We start from the raw sequence: 17,379 nt of genomic DNA on the forward strand, positions 1-17,379 counted from the left end.
TGAACAAGCGCGTGCCGGTTTCATCGCAACAGCGATGGGCGTGCCGTCCGTCTGGCCGCTGCCGCTCTCGCGGTCCATTTCGCGACAGGAGGTAACGCGAAGATGAGCCTGCGGCCTTTCCGCATCGACGTCGCCCAGTCGGTGCTCGACCGTATCTCGGTGCGTCTCGCGGACGCCCGCATCGGCTATGCGCCTGCCGAGGGAGGTCCCTGGGACTACGGCATGGACCACAGGTACCTTGCCGAACTCGTTGCCTACTGGCGGGACGTGTACGACTGGCGGGCTGAAGAGGCAAAGCTCAACCGGTGGCCGCAGTTCATGGCAACGGTCGATGGCGTCGATATCCACTTCTACCACATCCAGGGCGACGGTTCGCGGCCGCTGCCGATCATCATCACTCACGGTTGGCCGGGATCGGTGGTCGAGTTCCAGGCTGCAATCCCGCTTCTGGTGGCGGCTGGCTACACGCTCGTAATCCCCTCGCTGCCGGGATACGGCTGGTCTGGCAGGCCGGGGCGGCCGATCGGGCCGGCTTCGGTTGCCGCGCTGTGGCGCAGACTGATGGTCGACATATTGTGCTATCCGCGCTTCCTTGCCCAGGGGGGGGACTGGGGCAGCGCGGTAACGCACCAGCTTGGCGCGGCTCACGCCGATGCAGTTGCCGCGATCCACGTCAACTTCTTCATGGGGCCGCCGCCGGGATCAAGCGACGATCCCGAGCTTGCCGAATACTGGCGCAGTGTCGCCAAGTTGATGGAAGCTGAGAGCGGATATCACCACGAGCAAGGGACAAAACCGCAGACGATCGGCCTCGCGCTGCACGACAATCCGGTCGGCTGGGCAGCATGGGTTGTCGAAAAGTTCTGGCGCTGGGGCGATACAGGCGGCGTGATCGAGAGCCGCTTCGACAAGGACCACCTCATCACGAACCTTATGAGCTATCTCGTGACCGACAACGTGATCTCTTCGCTCTGGATGTATTACGCTAGCAATCGTGAAAAGCGCCATCCCGGCCCGGTCGCTGTACCTTGCGGCCTGGCGCACTTTCCGGGTGAGTTCTACCCGATGCCAAGCCGGCGCCTAGCCCAACAGGCGTATAATGTGCAGCGCTGGAGCAAGCTCCCGGCAGGCGGACATTTCGCTGCGATGGAAGAGCCAGCCGCGTTCGCGGCGGACGTGATCGCGTTCTTCGACCAATTCGGCCGCTGACCGAGCGGATCGCACAGGTGATGCGGTGTCCGTATCGCTTTGCGCTGGGTTGGAGCAGGTATATGGTTTCAGAAATGAACAACCTTTCTGCAAGCAAGCTCGAGGTCGGACCCGTTCCGCTGTATCATCAGCTGGAGCAGGATCTGAAGGCGCGGATTGCCTCGGGCGAGTATGCTGCCGGCTCCATGCTGCCGACCGAAGAGCAGATCGGGCAAGCCTATGGTGTCAGCCGGATCACTGTTCGACGTGCGTTGGAAACACTTGATGTTCAGGGGCTGATCCGGCGGCGGCGCGGTGTCGGTTCGTTCGTGGCAAGTCCAAGCTCCCCGGTCCATGCCGTGCACCTGACCGGCTCGCTCGATGCCTTTCTGCTTACGGCGTCGGAGCTCGAGCCGATCTTCGTATCGCTCGACCAACGGCTCGCGCCCGAGGATGTCCTGGCGGAGTTTGGACTGGAGCCCGGCGGCAAGTTGCTTCGCCTCGAGGTCGTGAGCAGGACTCGGGAAGGCCCGACGGCGCACTCGGAGTTTTTTTTCACGCCCGCACTAATCGGCAAGTTTGCGGCGGAAGATATTGTTGGCAGCGAGCCCATCGTGCGTATCGTAGAGCGAAAGCTGGGCGTGCGGCTCGGACGCGCAAGCCAGACCATCACACCAGATAAGGCGACAGGGCGAACCGCAGACTTTTTGGGCATCGTTGAAGGCACGCCGGTACTGTACGCCCAGCGTAACTACTACACGACCACGGGCGAGCTCGTGGAGATCGCACGCCAGCGCTATCATCCAGAGCGGTACCGTTACGAGGTCGAACTCAAGGCCGGCCTGCACAGCGTCTGACTGGAGTCGGTGGCTGCGCCTTATTCGCCGCGAAATACCGGTTCGCGCTTCTCCAGGAACGCGTCGAGCGCCTCAGTGTGGTCGGCTGTTTCATGTGCGAGGGCCTGGTAGGCGGCGGAAAGCTCCAGGATTTCCGACATGCGCTGCGTCTGCGCCTCGCGCAACAACCGCTTTGTCAGCCGCAGTGCGCGCGCGGGGTTGGCGGCGATCCGCTGTGCTAAATCTAATGCCTCCGGCAGCAACCGTTCATCGGGGACGACTGTATCGACCAGCCCAAATCCCAGTGCCTCCTGTGCACTGTAACGATCGCCAGTGAGAAACATTCGCGCCGCCGTGGAGTAACCTACGACACGCTGGAGCGACCAGGCGCCGCCATCGCCGGGCACGATGCCAACCTTGATGAAGCTTGCCGAGAATTTCGCGCTCTCGGCGGCAAGACGTATGTCGCACAGGCAGGCGAGATCGCAGCCCAGGCCGACTGCGTGGCCGTTGACTGCAGCGATGAGCGGCACCTCGCAGGCCATGAACGCGTGGGTGATCCGCTGCACCCCACGGCGGTAATTGTGCCGAGTCGAGTCAGGCTGCTCGAGCGGGCCGATGCCATTGCGTTCCCTCATCGCCTTGAGGTTGCCGCCGGCTGAGAAGGCTCTTCCCGCACCGGTAAGGACAGCTGCGGAGATCGAGCGATCATCGATCAGGGACTCAATCGCCTCTACCAGATCGAGACAGTCACGATGCGTGCCGATCGCATTAAGCGAATCGGGCCGATTCAGAGTGAGCAAGGCGACGCGGCCACGCCGCTCGATTGTCACGAAAGGGGGCACCGCATTGCTCCTCATGGTAGCCTGGAAGTGAAGCAATCCTAAGCTTTTGAGCCCTGTTGGCGAGGCTTTGGCGGCAAGATCGCGGATGCGAAGTTTCTCTTGCCAGGAAGCTTGTTGTCAGCATATCATGACATCATAACATGACATGACAAGCGGCAGGCAAAGTCATGTTCGGCAAGGGAGAGTGGACCATGGCCACCGTCATGCGCGAAAAGAAGATCAAATCCGCCGACCGGGTGCTGGAGATCTTCGAGATGTTCTCGGGCGATAGGAAATCGGTCACTGTGATGGACGTCGCTCGTGCGCTGAACGTACCACAGTCGAGTACTTCGGAGCTGCTTGGCTCGCTTGTGCGCCGAGGCTACCTCTATCGCGACCGGACAGAGCGTACCTTCCGGCCCACCGCACGCGTCGCACTGCTGGGCGCCTGGGTCCAGCCCGACTTGTTCCGCCAGGGCCGTCTCTTACCGATGATGGACAGCCTGCATGAGGTTACCGGGGAAGCAGTCATTCTTGCTTCCTTGATCGGGGTCGATGTGAAGCACGTCCATGTTGTGGGCGAGGGGCTGCCGGAAACCCTCGGTTCGGGTACTGAACATCACCCGCTGCATTCGCCTTTCGGCGTGGCGCTGCTCTCGATGATGTACCGCGAGAACGTGCGCAAACTGGTGCATCGGCTTAATGCAGAGAGCGATCCTGCCCTGCACATGCGCTACAGCCATCTTGAGCCGCAGTTGAACACGGCCAGCCGCCAGGGCTACGCCACCGGTGACCTGGGTGACGGTCGCGCTTCGGTCGCTGTCTTGCTTCCGGAGCGCCCAGGTGAGGAACAACTAGCAATCGGCATTGCCGGCCCGGTCGGACGCATCGCGGCGAATAGCGGCCAACTGGTGCAGACCCTCCGCGGCGCGATCGCCCAATGCTTCTCGCCCCATTCCGGCCAGGACCTGCGGCAGGTCGAGCGACCCGCGCTGGTGGCTATGCACTGAGCGGATTCAGTCGCATTCCAAGACAGAGAGGGTTTTCGTGACACAGTACATTCTCACGCGCAAAGATGGCGCAATCGGCCACGTCGTGTTCAACAAGCCCGAGAAGATGAACGCCATCTGCCTCGAGATGTGGAAGGGCATGGGCGACGCAATGGCGGCGTTCGAGGCCGACGACGAGGTGCGCGTGGTGGTGTTCTCCGGCGCGGGCGGCAAGGCCTTCGTTGCCGGCGCCGATGTCGGCAAATACGAAGACGAGCGCGGCGACAAGGCCTCGCAGGAGCGCTACGCGAAGACCGGAGAGGACGCGCTTCAGGCGATCTACCGCTCAAAGAAGGTAACCATCGCTGCGATCGATGGATATTGCATTGGCGGCGGCGTGTCGGTCGCGCTTGTGTGCGACCTGAGGTATTGTTCAGCCCAGTCGAGCTTCGGCCAGCCGGCGATGAACATCGGCATCGGGTATCGCTATTCTTCGCTGCGCCGCATGGTCGACATCATCGGCTATGGTGCCTCGAAGGATATGCTGCTCGGCGGGCTGCGCTTTGACGCGCAGGAAGCCTTTTCCAAGGGTCTCGTCGGCCGCGTGCTGCCGAATGAGGAGTTTCAGCCCTGGATCGACAAGACGGTTCGCAACATTTCGATCGGCGCGCCGCTCACTGCCGAGGACATCAAGTTCACGCTGTGGACCTACGCGCAGGATGAAGCCAGCCGCGACACAGATCGCTGCGAGGAGCTATTCCAGATCTGCTACGCTTCGGACGACTACAAGGAAGGCGTTCGCGCCTTTGCCGAAAAGCGCAAGCCGGTCTTCACCGGCAAGTAGTTCGGAGCCAACGATGGACCTGCGGTTCACTGCGGAGGAAGAGGCGTTCCGCCGCGAGGTGCGGGCGTTCATCCGCGACAATCTCAATCCGGTCACGCATCGCAAGATGATCGAAGGCCGGATTCCGGAAAAGGACGAAATCGTTGCCTGGCAGCGCACACTCAATGCGCGGGGCTGGGCGACGCCTTCCTGGCCACAGAGCCACAGCGGGCCCGGCTTTACGCCGGTGGAGCGCTACATTTTCCTCGACGAACTGCACCAGGCTCCGGCGCCCGAACCGGTCTCGTTCAATGTCTCGATGATCGGTCCTGTGCTGATCCGCTACGGCACGCCTGAGCAACAGGCACGTTTCCTCGCCGCCACAGCCAACCTGGACATCTGGTGGGCGCAGGGCTTTTCCGAGCCGGGCGCAGGATCCGATCTTGCTGCCTTGCGCACCTCCGCCCGGCGTGAGGGAGACCACTTCGTCGTCAATGGCCACAAGATCTGGCAGGGCATGGCGCACCATGCGGACTGGATGTTCACGCTCGTGCGGACCGACCCGCAGGCGCCGAAGAAGCAGATGGGCATCTCGTTCCTGCTCCTCGACCTCCGGCTGCCTGGCGTGACGATCCGCCCGATCATTACCCTCGATCAGCGCCACGAGGTGAACGAGGTTTTCCTCGACGAGGTACGCGTCCCGGTTGACTGCCTGGTCGGCGCAGAGAACGCGGGCTGGGACGTAGCCAAGTTCCTGCTGTCGAACGAGCGAACCGGGATTGCGCGGATCGGAATGACCAAACATCTGATCCGGCGGATCAAGCGGCTCGCGGGCGACAATCGTTCCGTGCTCCTCAAGGCCGCTGCCATCGAGGCCGAGCTGAAGATCCTCGAGATCACGCAGCTTCGCATTCTCGATGGGCAACGCCGCTCCGATGCCGCCGATCCACGATCTTCGATCCTCAAGCTGAAGGGGGTCGAGCTACGCCAGGCCGCCTCGGAGTTGCTGCTCGCCGCCGCGGGACCTGCGGCGCTTGAGGTGCGCCATGACGATGCACCGTTCGATCAAGACGGATCCGAATGGCTTGGCACGATCATGCCCAATTACGGAATTCTTCGAGCCGCCTCGATCTATGGCGGCTCAAGCGAGGTGCAAAAGGGTATCCTCGCCAAGTCGCAGCTGGGGGTCTGACCGCGATGGACCTCGAGCTTTCCGACGACCAGCGCATGCTGCAGGACAGCGTCCAGCGGTTGATAGCCGAACGCTACGACCTTGATGCACGGCGGGCGGCCATGCGCGAGCCTCGCGGCTGGTCACCTGTGATGTGGAGCGCGATCACGGACTTGGGATTGACCATGTTGCCGTTTTCGCAGGAGCAGGGGGGTCTGGGCCTCGGCGGCGTCGAAACGATGATCGTGGGCGAAGCGTTCGGCCGTGGCCTTGTTGTCGAACCATATCTTTCCTCGATCGTGCTTGCCGGCAACGCAATCCGCGAATGCGCGACGGCGGCCCAGGCGGAGCGCTGGCTACCTGGCATCCTGTCCGGAGAGACGATCGCGGCATTTGCCGATTCAGGCTCGATCCTGGCCCGGAGCGAAGGCGAGGACTGGCTGCTCGACGGCGAGGCCCGCATGGTCCTGGGCGGCTACAGCGCCGACTTGCTGTTGATACTGGCCGGAGATGATCTCTTCGCCGTTCCACCATCAGTCAACGGACTGACAAGGCGCGGCTATCAGCTGCATGGTGGTGGCTGCGCGGCTGACCTGCATCTTTCCCGGGTAAGAGTGGCTGGTTCAGACCGGCTTGCCGGCAAAGGCCGGATCAACCGCGTGCTCGAGGCCGGGATCGCCTGGCTTGCAGCCGAAGCGACCGGTGCCATGCAGGCCGCGCTCGATCTCACGGTCGACTACCTCAAGACCCGCGAACAGTTCGGCAAGGCAATCGGCACCAACCAGGCCCTGCAGCACCGTGCGGCCGAGATGCTGGTCGAGGTAGAGCAGGCGCGCTCCGCCGCGATGTACGCGGCCTTGCTCGCCGATGAGTCGGACGAGCATGCACGTGCCGCCGGGCATGCTGCGGTCAAGGCGGTGATCGGAAAGGCCGGCCGGTTCGTAGCCCAGAACGCGGTGCAACTCCACGGCGGGATCGGCGTCAGCGAGGAGCACGCGATCAGCCACTACTTCCGCCGGCTCACCGCAATCGGCATGATCCTGGGCGATACCGAGAGCCAGCTTGGCCGGCTCGCGGCGCTTGGCGGCTTTACCGGCGCGGTGCCTCATTTCGGCGCTGCCTGAAGCGGCGCAACGGGGTTAGACTCGGGGTTGGCGTCTCATCTGTTCCGGTTCTGCCCATCGATCATGGATTGCACGATACGTCCGTGATCGGGCCCCTGGGTCTGGGCGAACTGCAGGTCCATCTGCGCTTTCAGCACCGTATCGACCATGCCCTTGGCATACATGTTGAACAGCCTCTTGGAGCCTGCCAATGCGCTACGCGGGTGCGCGACGATGCGCTCGGCCATCGCAAGTGCTTCGTTGAGGTGCTCGCCTGGGGGCACCACCTTGTTGGCGAGACCGCAGGCCACAGCATCCGCCGCCAGCAGTCGGTCCCCGGTGAAGGCGAGTTCCTTGGCCTTGTGCAGCGATGCGAGGAACGGCCAGGTAATGGAAATGCCGTCGCCGATCACCAGCCCGACATTGACGTGGGGTTCGATGATGAAGGCGTTCTCGGCCATGATCACGATATCCGAAAGCGCCAGCAGCGTCGCACCGAATCCCACTGCAGCGCCGTTCACTGCGGCGATGACCGGTACGGGAACATCGAGCATGGCGGTAATGAAATCCCGCCCGTTGGCGATTGTTTCGCGGGCGACTGCCGGATCGTTCGCGGTGGCCACGAAGTGCAGGAAATCGCCGCCAGCGCTGAACGCCCTGCCCGCGCCTGTCAGAATCACCGCGCGGACCCTCCCGTCCTCGGCAAGCTCGCGCGCGATCCGGGTCAGCCTGAACAGCAGCGCGGTCGAGGCGGGATTGCGATCCTCCGGCCGGTCTAGGGTCAGGATGCGGATCGGGCCGCGATCCTCGATCAGCAGGTCGTCGCCAACGAGCTCGGTCATACTTCAGGCGTTCCCCGGCTTGGCTAGCATCGACGTCAGACGTTCACGACGAAGTCGTCGCGGTGCTGCTGCGCCCATGCAGCGAAGGTTTCGAGCCTGATGCCGAATGAGGCCGCTCGGGCGAGATCCACCTTGTAGCCCTCAATGCTGGCCCATTGCTGGCTGCTGACCAGCCCGGCGTGGTGTCCGGTGTCGATTGCTTCCACCTCGGTCAGGTAGCGGGCCTGCACCGGCTTACCCGTTGCGTCGGCGATCACGGCGGCCAAGGAATCCATATCGAGTGTCTCGGCAGCGAGATCGATCTCCTGCCGGTCGAACCGGGATGGATCCATGAAAGCGGCTGCGGCGAAGCGCCCGACATCCGCGGCGCTGATCAGATCGAGCGGCACGCCCTTGGTCATTGCCGTGCCCAGTAAACCACTGGCTAGCAGCGGGAACATCCATACCGCCTTGGGAGGAATGAAATTTTCCATCATGAACGCCGGCTTCAGCACCGTCCAATGGTCAAAGCCGGCGACGCGTACCAGGCTGTTCACGGCGGATTTGCTGTCCCAGTACCCCTTTGTCCAGCGCCCTTCGCTCCACCCCGCGAAGCTCGCCTGGTCACCTGCGCGAGCAACCGAGGTATGAACAAATTGAACCACACCGGCGCGCCGTGCCGCCTCGATCAGCTTACGACCGGTCCTGACTTCGGAGTCAGGGTCACCGGGCAGCGGCGTAAGCTGCATCGAGAAGACGCCGAAGACACCTTCGACCGCCTTGTCGAGCAGGACCGTATCATCGAAATCGCCAGCACAGAGCGTCACCCCGCGCTCCGAGAGCTTGCGCGCAGCCGCCGAGGCGGGATCGCGCACCAGTGCGCGGACTGGCATTCCAGCATCCAGCAGCGCGTCGATGGTCGCGCCGCCTTGCGTGCCGGTGGCGCCAGTCACGAGAATTGGTCCAGTGATGGGCAAGGTACGTTCCTCTTGGTGGATCAGCTGGTGGGCGGCCTATGGTCGGCGGCGCTTCGCCGGCCCATTACATGCAGACTAACGCGACGGGCTGTCTGCAGGCACAGCATTGGCGGGTTCTGATCATGCTTGCGATTAGACGGCCGGGCGAAGGCGATCAGCGGGCCGTGTCAAGAACTGCCGCCCGCTCTCTCAACTCGACGCGGCGGACCTTGCCGAGGGGTGTGCGTGGAAGCGCATCGATCATTACAAACCTTCGAGGTACCTTAAAATTGGCCATGTTCGCTCGGGCCCACGCGGTGAGCAGGGCCTCGTCCGGCGCGCCGCCTGGAGAGGGTACCACGAAGGCCACTGCGACCTCACCGAGGCGGTGATCCGGCATGCCCACCACGGCCACATCCGCCACGCCCGGTGCGCTGCGCAGCATTGTTTCGACTTCAGCTGGATAGACATTGAAGCCCCCGACGATCACGATGTCCTTGAGCCGGTCAACGATCCGCAGGTAGCCGCGCGAGTCTAGCACGCCGACGTCACCCGTATGCAGCCAGCCATCTGCATCAATTGTCTGAGCGGTGGCGTCGGGGTCTTCGAAATAGCCCTGCATTACACTGAAACCCCGAAAGCAGACCTCGCCGGGCTCACCGGGAGGCACGGGCGCTCCATCCGGGCCGGCAAGGCGCATCTCGAAACCGGGAAACGGCCGTCCGACGGTCGTCGCCAGTATTTCGGCGCTGTCGCCCACGCGGCAACTCGTCCCCATGGCGGTATTTTCGGTGAGTCCGTAGCTCGTCAGCAGCACTTCAAGACCAAGCGTCTCGCGACATGCCTGCATCAGCGCGATAGGCAAGCTGGCCGACCCGGTCGTACCGATCCTGAGGGAGGAGATGTCATGGCCGCTCGGTCGGTCCACGAGGGTCTGGAAGAGGGCAGGGGGGCCGGGCAACACAGTGATACGTTCGCGCTCGATCAATTCTCCAAGGTGCTCGGCGTCAAGTTGAGCGACCGGAAAAGCCGTCATCCCGTCCACGAGGCAGGCAACCCAGCCCGCGCGATACCCATAACTGTGGAAGAACGGGTTCACGATAGCCATCCGGTCGCCGGGCCGGGTGCGGTTCACGAAATTGTAGCTGCGCAAGACTGCGAGCGCCTGACGGTGGCAGAACATCGCGCCCTTGGGATTTCCAGTGGTGCCCGAGGTGTAGAGAATGTCGCAAAGGCTGTCTGGCCTGATCGCAGCGATCCGCCCGTCGAGTGCAGCTTCGCTCACGGCATCGGCACGGGCCACGAAGTCGGCCAGAGGTTCGGGATCGAGCAGGACGATCTCACGCAAATGGCGCAGTCCACTGATCGGCTGGTCTTCGGTCGGCCCGCCGCGCGCCTCAGCGAGCAAGTCGACGTACTGAATGCCAAGGAAGCTTCCCACGGTGCAGAGCATTGTAGCCCGACTGCGTTCGAGGATATAGGCGGCTTCCGCGCCCTTGAACCGGGTATTGAGCGGGACCAGCACGCCACCCGCCAACTGCAGGCCAAGCGTGGCTATCACCCACTCGATGCTGTTCGGCGCCCAGATGGCAACGCGGTCACCTGCTTTGATCCCCGCCGCAATGAAGGCACGCGCCATGCGGCGCGCTGAGGTTTCGGTTTCGGCAAATGTCAGGCTTCGTCCGTCCTCGCCGACGAGGAAGAGGCGACCACTATGAATCCGCGCCGATTCAGCGAGTTGCTCGGGGATAGTCGACGGACCGTCGAGCGGATCGAACCTGGTCTCGTCCCAGTCGATCGCCGCGCCAGCCGCCATCCCGTCCTTGCTCACGCCGCGTCCCAGCCCTTGCCTTCCTTTGCCAACCTTTCGAGCAGCTTGCCCGGAGCCCAGCGCGGACCGTTCCGTTCAGCTGCATCGAGCGCCATCTGGTAGATCCGGTCCAGCCCGTATTTCTCGCCCCAGAACATCGGGCCGCCGCGATGAACAGGGAAACCGTAGCCGTTCACCCAAGCCACGTCGATATCGCTCGCCCGGATGGCGGTGCCGTCCTCGATCTCCTTGGCGCCTTCGTTCACCAGCGGCGCGAAGAGCCGCGCCTCAACCTCGTCATCCGTGAATTCGCGGCGCGTGATCCCGAACTCCTTCGACACGCTTTCGATGATCGCGATAGCTTCGGGATCGGAGAACTTCTCGCGGCCCTCGTAGCGATAGAAGCCCTTGGCAGTCTTTTGTCCGTAGCGACCGGCCTCGACCAGCCGCTCAACGATCGGCGACACGCGCTCACCCGCGGGGATGCTCGCCGCGCGACCCTTCCGCGATACGACGGCCATGTCCATGCCGGCCATGTCGCGCATCGACATCGGCCCCATTGCCATGCCGAAACGCGTTGCTACGCGATCGATCTGTTCTGGCGTAGCTCCCTGTTCCAGGAGGAATTCCGCCTCGCCGGTGTAGTACTGCAGCATGCGATTGCCGATGAAGCCGTCCGCATTGCGCGCGAGGACGGGCACCTTTCCGATCATTTTGCCCATCTCCATGACGGTGATGATCGTCTCGTCCGAGGTCGACGCGCTCCGCACGTTCTCTAGCAGCTTCATGACGTTGGCGGGCGAGAAGAAGTGACAACCGACGACGTCGCCGGGACGACTCGTGACGCTCGCGATCTCGTCGATCGAGAGGTAACTGGTGTTGCTGGCGAGTATCGCACCCGGCTTCATCAGACCATCGAGCCGGAAGAAGATTTCCTTCTTGATGTCCATTCGCTCGAGCGCCGCCTCGATGACGATGTCGCATGTCGCAAGGTCGTCGTAGGCAAGCGTCGGCGTGATCAGCGCCAGTGCGCTGTCCATCTTCTCCTGGCTGATCGATCCGCGCGAAACCGAGATCCCGTAGTTATTGCGTACCACGCCGAGCCCGCGATCAAGCGATGCCTGGTCGAGGTCCAGCAGGGTGACCGGTATGCCTGCATTGGCGAAGGTCATAGCGATGCCTCCGCCCATCGTACCGGCGCCGATGATCGCGCAGGACTGGATCGGCTTAGGCTTCACGTCCGCCGGGATGCCGGGGATCTTGCGCGCCTGCCGCTCGGCGAAGAAGTAGTGCATCAGCGCGGCGCGCTGGTCGCTGGCGAAGAGCTCCTGGAACCGCTCCTTCTCGTAGACGAGCCCCTCTGCTGCAGAACGGGTGCAGGCGGCCTCGATGCAGTCGATGATGACCATCGGCGCAATTTTGCCACGCGCCTTGGCACCGACTTGCTTGCGTGCGGCGGCGAACACGGCGGCGTCAATGCCTGTCACCTTATCGTTGCGTTCGATCACCGGGACAAAACTGATGCCCTTGGCCAGTGCCTCCCGCGCGTAGGCAACGGCGCCGCTGCGTACGTCATCGACGATCGCGTCGATGACCCCGAGCGCCAGCGCCTGCTGCGAAGGGATGTGTTTGCCCGAAGTGATCAGGTCGATGCCCACCTCCACACCGGTCAGACGCGGAAGCCGCTGTGTGCCCCCGGCGCCCGGCAGGAGGCCGAGATTGACTTCGGGTAGTCCGACCCTCGCGGCGGGAACGGCGACACGCGCGTGGCAGGTCAGCGCCAGTTCCAGCCCACCGCCGAGCGCAGTGCCGTGGATTGCTGCGATGGTGAGCTTGGGGAAGCCTTCCAGCACCGTCTGGATGTCCTGCAGGCTCGGCTTCACTTTGCTCTTGTCGGTTCCGAACTCTGTGATGTCGGCACCGGCAATGAACGTCTTGCCCCCGCCGAGGATCACCACTGCACGCACCGCCGCATCACTGCGGGCCCGCTCGAGCGCCTCACCGAGCCCGGTGCGCACTGCGGCGCTGAGTGCGTTGACCGGCGGGTATTCGACTGTCAGGACTGCAACCTCGCCGTCGATCTCGTAACCCACCGTGCTCATTGCCATCTCCGATCGTGATCCTGCGGCCAGCACCCGGCTTGCTCGCTTGAGTGGCTGCTTTGGCAACAGAGGCGCGCGAAGGCGAGGGCGCCCCGTGTGCGAAAGTGATATATCGCTAATATGATGTGCCGGACGGCAAGATTGTCCTCACGCGGCAAAGACGGTGAATGCGGGACCAGCGAATGGGGCTGCAGGGGCTGGATCGATGCCATCGGAAGCATTGCAGGGTGTCCGGGTACTAGATCTGAGCCGAATTCTCGCAGCACCTTACTGCGCGCAACTTCTGGCGGATCTCGGCGCCGAAGTGATCAAGGTCGAGCGGCCGGGTGCAGGGGATGACAGCCGTTCTTACGGCCCCCCATTCCTCAAAGACGAGGATGGCGAGGACACTCGCGACGCTGGCTTCTATCTGAGCTGCAACCGCAACAAGCGCGGCATTACGGTTGACCACGCAAAGCCAGAAGGCGCCGCGCTGCTGCGGGAATTGGCGGCGAAGTGCGACGTGGTGATCGAAAACTTCCGCACTGGCGTGCTCGCCAAGTATGGTCTCGACTTCGACAGCTTGAAGTCCATCAACCCTCGGCTTGTGTATTGCTCGATCACCGGCTTCGGCCAGGATGGGCCGTATGCGGCCCGTCCTGGCTATGACGGTGTCTTTCAGGCGATGTGCGGGATGATGAGCGTGTCGGGCCTGCCCGACGGGGTCCCCGGCGGTGGGCCGATGAAGGTCGGCGTGTCGATGGTCGACATTCTCACTGGACTATACGCGAGCAATGCGATCCTCGCGGCCCTACGCCACCGCGATCGGACGGGGCAAGGCCAGTTCATCGATATGGCGCTGCTCGACTGCGGACTCGCGTCGCTCTCGCACTACGTCCAGAATTATCTGATCTCCGGAGTGGTCCCCGAACGGCGCGGCAACGGCGGCTTTGGGGGCATCCCCTCACAGACGTTCCGCTGCGCGGATCGCGACATCTTCGTCGTGGCCAGTACCAACAAGCAGTTCGGCGGGCTGATGACCGTCCTCGGCGAGCCGGCGGTGGCGTGCGACCCGCGTTTCGACCAGGTGCAGCGCCGTATCGAGAATCGCGACGCGCTGCTTGCCATTCTCGATCGCCTGTTCTCCAGCCGACCTGCGGCGGACTGGCTTGCCGCGCTTGAGGTGGCTGACGTTCCCGCCAGCCTCGTCAACGACGTGGCTATGGTGTTCGATAACCCGCAGGTGCGCCATCGCGGCATGCTCGACCATGTCCAGCATAGTGTCGCTGGAGTCGTGCCTGTGCTGCGAAATCCGATCCGTATGTCGGCAACGCCAATCGGTTCCGCCAGCGCACCGCCGATGCTTGGCCAAGACAACGAGGCGGTACTTCGTGAAGTGCTGGGCTACGACCACGCGGCGATCGAGCGGCTTCGCGCAGCGGGGGTGCTTTAACAAGCCTTCGACGTATTTTCGCGGCTGCTCACCCGGTACATCGCGCAACAAGGCGCAGGCTCTGCACCAGTTGGGCGGACCGCTCCTGACGGCCGATCTCGCGGTGATCGCCGATCTGTCCGCCAGGCTGCAAAAAGCCGAAATAAGTAATCTTGGCCTTCGGTCGGTCCCGGTCAGGGTAAAGTCCATCAGCCATGTGATGGATCGCACGCACGCATTGCTTCGGAAGATCGCTGCGGGCTTGGTTGCGACAAAGATTGCCTTATGCAGAAAGTCGACCCGAACGCCCCGGAAGCGCTTGCCGACCGCCCGGCGTTTCACAGCCAGCTGCGCAACTACGGCGTCTCGCTTTCCGCCGATGGCGGCTTCTATCTTGCGGCGGGCTTCGACATCGTAAAGGAAGTGCTGGAAGATCACGCACACTTTTCAAAGGAGTGGGGCAGTCAGCTAGCGCCGATGGAGCGCGGTGTTGCGCTGAATCAGGATCCGCCAGACTTCCATGCGTTCAGGCGCCTCTACAACGCCTAAATGTCACCAGCTGGAGTCAAGCGCTGGGCCGGGGACTGCGCGCGCATTGCCCATGAGGCGATCGACTCCTTCGAGGCGTTCGGCTCGGGCGACCTCCAGCATCTGTTTGGGAAACCCGTGCCGGCAAAGGTTGCCGCACGGGCAATCGGTTTCCCGGAGGAGCCGGTCGAGATGTACCGGCGTTGGACTGATTCTTTCCTCGACGCAATGATCCGCGATCCTGGGGCGCAGCAACGCGTCATCGCCGAGATGTACGCCTTTTTCGATGAGCAGTTTGAGCTCAAGCGCCAGAAATTGCGCGAAGCCGGAGTCGACGAGCCCGCATCGACCCATGTCGGCACTGTTCTCGACGACAGCCTCACGTCGGTCCTGATGACGACGCCTTATCGCGGGCGCTACCTCACCAATGACGAACTGCGCCGCACCATCCGCGGCTTCTTTGTCGGTGGGGTGGATACGACCGGCGCGCTTATGCTCAATACCCTGTATCGCCTGCTCGAGCAGCCACCACTTTGGCAGCAGGTAAAGGCTGATCCCGCGCTGATCGATGTAGCTATCGAAGAATCGCTGCGTCTCGAGCCGCCAGCCATGGGGATGTTCCGCGGCACCCCGCGTCAGGTTACCATAGCAGGCGAGACAATTCCTGAAGGCTCCCGAGTGCTGTTTTCGGTTCTCAGTGCCAACCGCGATCCGGCCCATTTCAGCGACCCTGACATATTCCGGCTTGACCGCAAGGATGAGCGGCACATCGCATTCGGCAGCGGTGCGCATTTCTGTCCCGGCGCCTGGACCGCCCGGATGGAAGCAAGAATCGCGCTGCGTATCTTGATCGAGAGACTGCCGAATCTGCGTTTGACGGGACCCATCCAGTACTTCGATGCAATCAACTTCTGGATCGTGCGGCATTTTCCCGCCGCGTGGAACTGACCCGCAATGGGCTTGTGTTGTGAGCGAGGCGATGCAGGAGACGCGAGCAGTCAACCGTGTGGGCTAAGGCCAAGCGTCTTGAAAGAAGAGAGCGGACCGACAGGATCAGCAACGCGATGCGTCGAGCAATTCAGGACCAGGTCGTCACCGCGCATTTTGCCAGGACCGAGTGAGCGCCGCCAAGGGCACATGGAGAGCATTTAACCGATGTCCGCTTGGGACTACATCATTGTCGGAGCGGGTTCGGCGGGCTGCGTGCTTGCTGAACGGCTTTCCGCGGATCCCGCGAACCGCGTGCTGCTGCTCGAGGCTGGACCGCCCGACCACAGTCCGTTCATCCACATGCCTCGCGGTGTCGGCAAGCTCTACGGCGACCCGCGCCACGTGTGGTACTTCCAGACCGAGGCACATGACAACATTCCGTCCGAGACATGGCTACGCGGCAAGATGCTCGGCGGCTCGTCCTCGATCAACGGAATGATGTACTTCCGCGGCCAGCCGCAGGACTACGATGGCTGGGAGGCGCTCGGCGCGCACGGCTGGGGCTGGGATGAGATGAGCGCGGCGTTCCGCGCGATGGAAAACCACGAACTTGGTGATGATGGCGTGCGCGGCACCGGTGGGCCGCTCGGCATTTCAATCGAACGCGAGCGCAATCCGCTGACCGAGGCGTTCATCAAAGCGGGTGAGCAGATGGGTGTGCCTCGGGTCGAGGACCTCAATCAGCCGCGACAGGAAGGCGTGGGCTACGCTCCTCGCACGATCCGCAAAGGGCGGCGACAGAGCACGGCACAAACCTTTCTCAAGGCCGCCGCTGGACGCCCCAATCTCAGAGTCGAGACCGGTGTCGCGGTTGACAAGGTCCTGTTTGATGGCGCCCGGGCCAGCGGCGTCGTCACAGTCGCGACCGAGGGGGCGCCGGCGCGGACTTTCGAGGCAGATGGGGAGGTGATCCTCTCCGCCGGTGCACTGATGTCCCCGCAGATCCTTCAGCGCTCGGGCATCGGAGCGGACGAGCATCTAGGCTCGCTCGGTATCCCGGTCCTGGTCAATAGCCCGGGCGTAGGCAAGCACATGCTCGAGCATCGGCTGTTCGGAATGCACTATGGGCTGACAGTGCCATGGAGTCATAATCTGCAGCTGCGCGGTGTGCGCGCGATCGCCAACGGCCTGCGGTGGTTTCTGACCCGGACCGGGCCAATGGCGGTCGCTTACGGGACTGTGGGTGCCTTCGCACGCGTGCTTGCGGAATCAGACACACCCGACATCGAGATCCTCTTTTCACCCGTAGTCGCCTTGCCTGACAAAAGCGGGCAACTCGCCGTGGATCGGACGCATAGTGTCACCCTGTTCGGCTATCCGTTGCGTTCACGCAGTGAGGGCTCGGTCCGCATTGCCTCTCGAAATCCGCTAGCTCCGGCGCGCATTCGAGCAGGCTATCTTTCCGATCCATACGATTGTGCCGTGACCATTGCGATGCATCGGTTTATCCGCAATTGGATGCAGCAGCCGGCGATCGCCTCGATGATTGAAGGGGAACGCGAGCCGAGCCGTTCACTGCGCACCGACGAAGACATTCTGTACGCCTATCGCACGGCCGGGCAGGCTGGTTACCATGCCTGTGGCACTTGCCGGATGGGCAACTTCCCCGATGCGGTACTCGACAACAAGCTCCGCGTGCGCGGGGTCGCGGGACTTAGAGTGGTGGATGGATCAATCATGCCGACAATGGTCTCGGCCAATACCAATGGTCCGATAATGGCGTCGGCTTGGCGAGCCTCTTCGCTGATTCTTGACGGGAGGAACCGATAGGCGCCGCGCCAGGCCTGTCTGCGCAACAAGCCGTCGAGGGTGCTCGTCGCCGGCGGC

15 protein-coding genes are annotated in these 17,379 nt (G+C 63.0%); 10 read left to right on the forward strand and 5 right to left on the reverse strand.

Features of this window, described 5'->3' with window-relative positions:
* The first annotated feature begins 102 nt into the window (after window positions 1–102).
* On the forward strand, window positions 103–1,209 hold the full coding sequence (locus FRF71_RS13215) for an epoxide hydrolase family protein (protein ID WP_147091092.1): 1,107 nt from the start codon (window positions 103–105) through the stop codon (window positions 1,207–1,209).
* A 74-nt stretch (window positions 1,210–1,283) separates the two neighbouring features.
* Window positions 1,284–2,045, forward strand: a complete 762-nt coding sequence (locus FRF71_RS13220; RefSeq protein ID WP_161597971.1) for a GntR family transcriptional regulator — start codon at window positions 1,284–1,286, stop codon at window positions 2,043–2,045.
* 20 nt (window positions 2,046–2,065) lie between these two features.
* Here FRF71_RS13220 and FRF71_RS13225 read toward each other — a convergent pair whose 3' ends face one another.
* Window positions 2,066–2,869 carry a crotonase/enoyl-CoA hydratase family protein gene (locus FRF71_RS13225; RefSeq protein WP_147091662.1) on the reverse strand — a complete coding sequence of 268 codons (804 nt, stop codon included), beginning with the start codon at window positions 2,867–2,869 and terminating at the stop codon, window positions 2,066–2,068.
* 191 nt (window positions 2,870–3,060) lie between these two features.
* On the opposite strand from FRF71_RS13225, the gene FRF71_RS13230 reads away from it, so the two are divergent.
* From FRF71_RS13230 to FRF71_RS13245, 4 genes are read left to right on the forward strand one after another with little or no spacing between them, the layout of a single operon-like run.
* Complete coding sequence (locus FRF71_RS13230; protein WP_161597972.1) at window positions 3,061–3,858, forward strand: IclR family transcriptional regulator; 798 nt, start codon at window positions 3,061–3,063, stop codon at window positions 3,856–3,858.
* A gap of 37 nt (window positions 3,859–3,895) precedes the next feature.
* Window positions 3,896–4,681, forward strand: a complete 786-nt coding sequence (locus tag FRF71_RS13235; RefSeq protein WP_161597973.1) for an enoyl-CoA hydratase — start codon at window positions 3,896–3,898, stop codon at window positions 4,679–4,681.
* A 13-nt stretch (window positions 4,682–4,694) separates the two neighbouring features.
* Window positions 4,695–5,852, forward strand: coding sequence for an acyl-CoA dehydrogenase family protein (locus FRF71_RS13240; RefSeq protein WP_147091096.1), 1,158 nt, complete (start codon window positions 4,695–4,697; stop codon window positions 5,850–5,852).
* 5 nt (window positions 5,853–5,857) lie between these two features.
* Window positions 5,858–6,955: an acyl-CoA dehydrogenase family protein gene (locus FRF71_RS13245; RefSeq protein ID WP_161597974.1), complete on the forward strand. Its 1,098-nt coding sequence runs from the start codon at window positions 5,858–5,860 to the stop codon at window positions 6,953–6,955.
* Between the two features lie 35 nt (window positions 6,956–6,990).
* Here the strand turns inward: FRF71_RS13245 and FRF71_RS13250 are convergent, their stop codons facing one another.
* The 4 genes from FRF71_RS13250 to FRF71_RS13265 form a co-directional block, all read right to left on the reverse strand.
* Window positions 6,991–7,776 carry an enoyl-CoA hydratase/isomerase family protein gene (locus tag FRF71_RS13250; protein ID WP_147091098.1) on the reverse strand — a complete coding sequence of 262 codons (786 nt, stop codon included), beginning with the start codon at window positions 7,774–7,776 and terminating at the stop codon, window positions 6,991–6,993.
* Window positions 7,777–7,811: 35 nt separating this feature from the next.
* On the reverse strand, window positions 7,812–8,708 hold the full coding sequence (locus tag FRF71_RS13255) for an NmrA family NAD(P)-binding protein (protein ID WP_161597975.1): 897 nt from the start codon (window positions 8,706–8,708) through the stop codon (window positions 7,812–7,814).
* Between the two features lie 178 nt (window positions 8,709–8,886).
* Complete coding sequence (locus tag FRF71_RS13260) at window positions 8,887–10,542, reverse strand: AMP-binding protein (protein WP_238339240.1); 1,656 nt, start codon at window positions 10,540–10,542, stop codon at window positions 8,887–8,889.
* On the reverse strand, window positions 10,539–12,623 hold the full coding sequence (locus tag FRF71_RS13265; protein WP_238339242.1) for a 3-hydroxyacyl-CoA dehydrogenase NAD-binding domain-containing protein: 2,085 nt from the start codon (window positions 12,621–12,623) through the stop codon (window positions 10,539–10,541). Before FRF71_RS13265 ends, FRF71_RS13260 begins: the two co-directional genes overlap by 4 nt.
* Window positions 12,624–12,828: 205 nt before the next feature.
* Here FRF71_RS13265 and FRF71_RS13270 point away from each other — a divergent pair, with 205 nt between their 5' ends.
* The 4 genes from FRF71_RS13270 (at window position 12,829) to FRF71_RS13285 (ending at window position 17,322) form a co-directional block, all read left to right on the forward strand.
* A complete protein-coding gene (locus tag FRF71_RS13270; protein ID WP_147091101.1) occupies window positions 12,829–14,055 on the forward strand; it encodes a CaiB/BaiF CoA transferase family protein in 1,227 nt (408 codons plus the stop codon).
* 264 nt (window positions 14,056–14,319) lie between these two features.
* Window positions 14,320–14,583, forward strand: a complete 264-nt coding sequence (locus FRF71_RS13275; RefSeq protein ID WP_147091102.1) for a hypothetical protein — start codon at window positions 14,320–14,322, stop codon at window positions 14,581–14,583.
* Window positions 14,584–15,510, forward strand: a complete 927-nt coding sequence (locus FRF71_RS13280) for a cytochrome P450 (protein WP_147091103.1) — start codon at window positions 14,584–14,586, stop codon at window positions 15,508–15,510.
* Between the two features lie 207 nt (window positions 15,511–15,717).
* Window positions 15,718–17,322: a GMC family oxidoreductase gene (locus tag FRF71_RS13285; protein ID WP_147091104.1), complete on the forward strand. Its 1,605-nt coding sequence runs from the start codon at window positions 15,718–15,720 to the stop codon at window positions 17,320–17,322.
* Window positions 17,323–17,379 lie beyond the last annotated feature (57 nt).

This window comes from Novosphingobium ginsenosidimutans, assembly GCF_007954425.1.
In the GTDB taxonomy this organism is placed as follows: domain Bacteria; phylum Pseudomonadota; class Alphaproteobacteria; order Sphingomonadales; family Sphingomonadaceae; genus Novosphingobium; species Novosphingobium ginsenosidimutans.

What these genes read in the sequence shown, in the direction of transcription:
- FRF71_RS13215 (WP_147091092.1), top strand. Translation starts at nt 103, where the DNA reads ATGAGCCTGCGGCCTTTCCGCATCGACGTCGCCCAGTCGGTGCTCGAC.
- FRF71_RS13220 (WP_161597971.1), top strand. Translation starts at nt 1,284, where the DNA reads ATGAACAACCTTTCTGCAAGCAAGCTCGAGGTCGGACCCGTTCCGCTG.
- FRF71_RS13230 (WP_161597972.1), top strand. Translation starts at nt 3,061, where the DNA reads ATGGCCACCGTCATGCGCGAAAAGAAGATCAAATCCGCCGACCGGGTG.
- FRF71_RS13240 (WP_147091096.1), top strand. Translation starts at nt 4,695, where the DNA reads ATGGACCTGCGGTTCACTGCGGAGGAAGAGGCGTTCCGCCGCGAGGTG.
- FRF71_RS13245 (WP_161597974.1), top strand. Translation starts at nt 5,858, where the DNA reads ATGGACCTCGAGCTTTCCGACGACCAGCGCATGCTGCAGGACAGCGTC.
- FRF71_RS13250 (WP_147091098.1), bottom strand. Translation starts at nt 7,776, where the DNA reads ATGACCGAGCTCGTTGGCGACGACCTGCTGATCGAGGATCGCGGCCCG.
- FRF71_RS13265 (WP_238339242.1), bottom strand. Translation starts at nt 12,623, where the DNA reads ATGAGCACGGTGGGTTACGAGATCGACGGCGAGGTTGCAGTCCTGACA.
- FRF71_RS13270 (WP_147091101.1), top strand. Translation starts at nt 12,829, where the DNA reads ATGCCATCGGAAGCATTGCAGGGTGTCCGGGTACTAGATCTGAGCCGA.
- FRF71_RS13275 (WP_147091102.1), top strand. Translation starts at nt 14,320, where the DNA reads ATGCAGAAAGTCGACCCGAACGCCCCGGAAGCGCTTGCCGACCGCCCG.
- FRF71_RS13280 (WP_147091103.1), top strand. Translation starts at nt 14,584, where the DNA reads ATGTCACCAGCTGGAGTCAAGCGCTGGGCCGGGGACTGCGCGCGCATT.
- FRF71_RS13285 (WP_147091104.1), top strand. Translation starts at nt 15,718, where the DNA reads ATGTCCGCTTGGGACTACATCATTGTCGGAGCGGGTTCGGCGGGCTGC.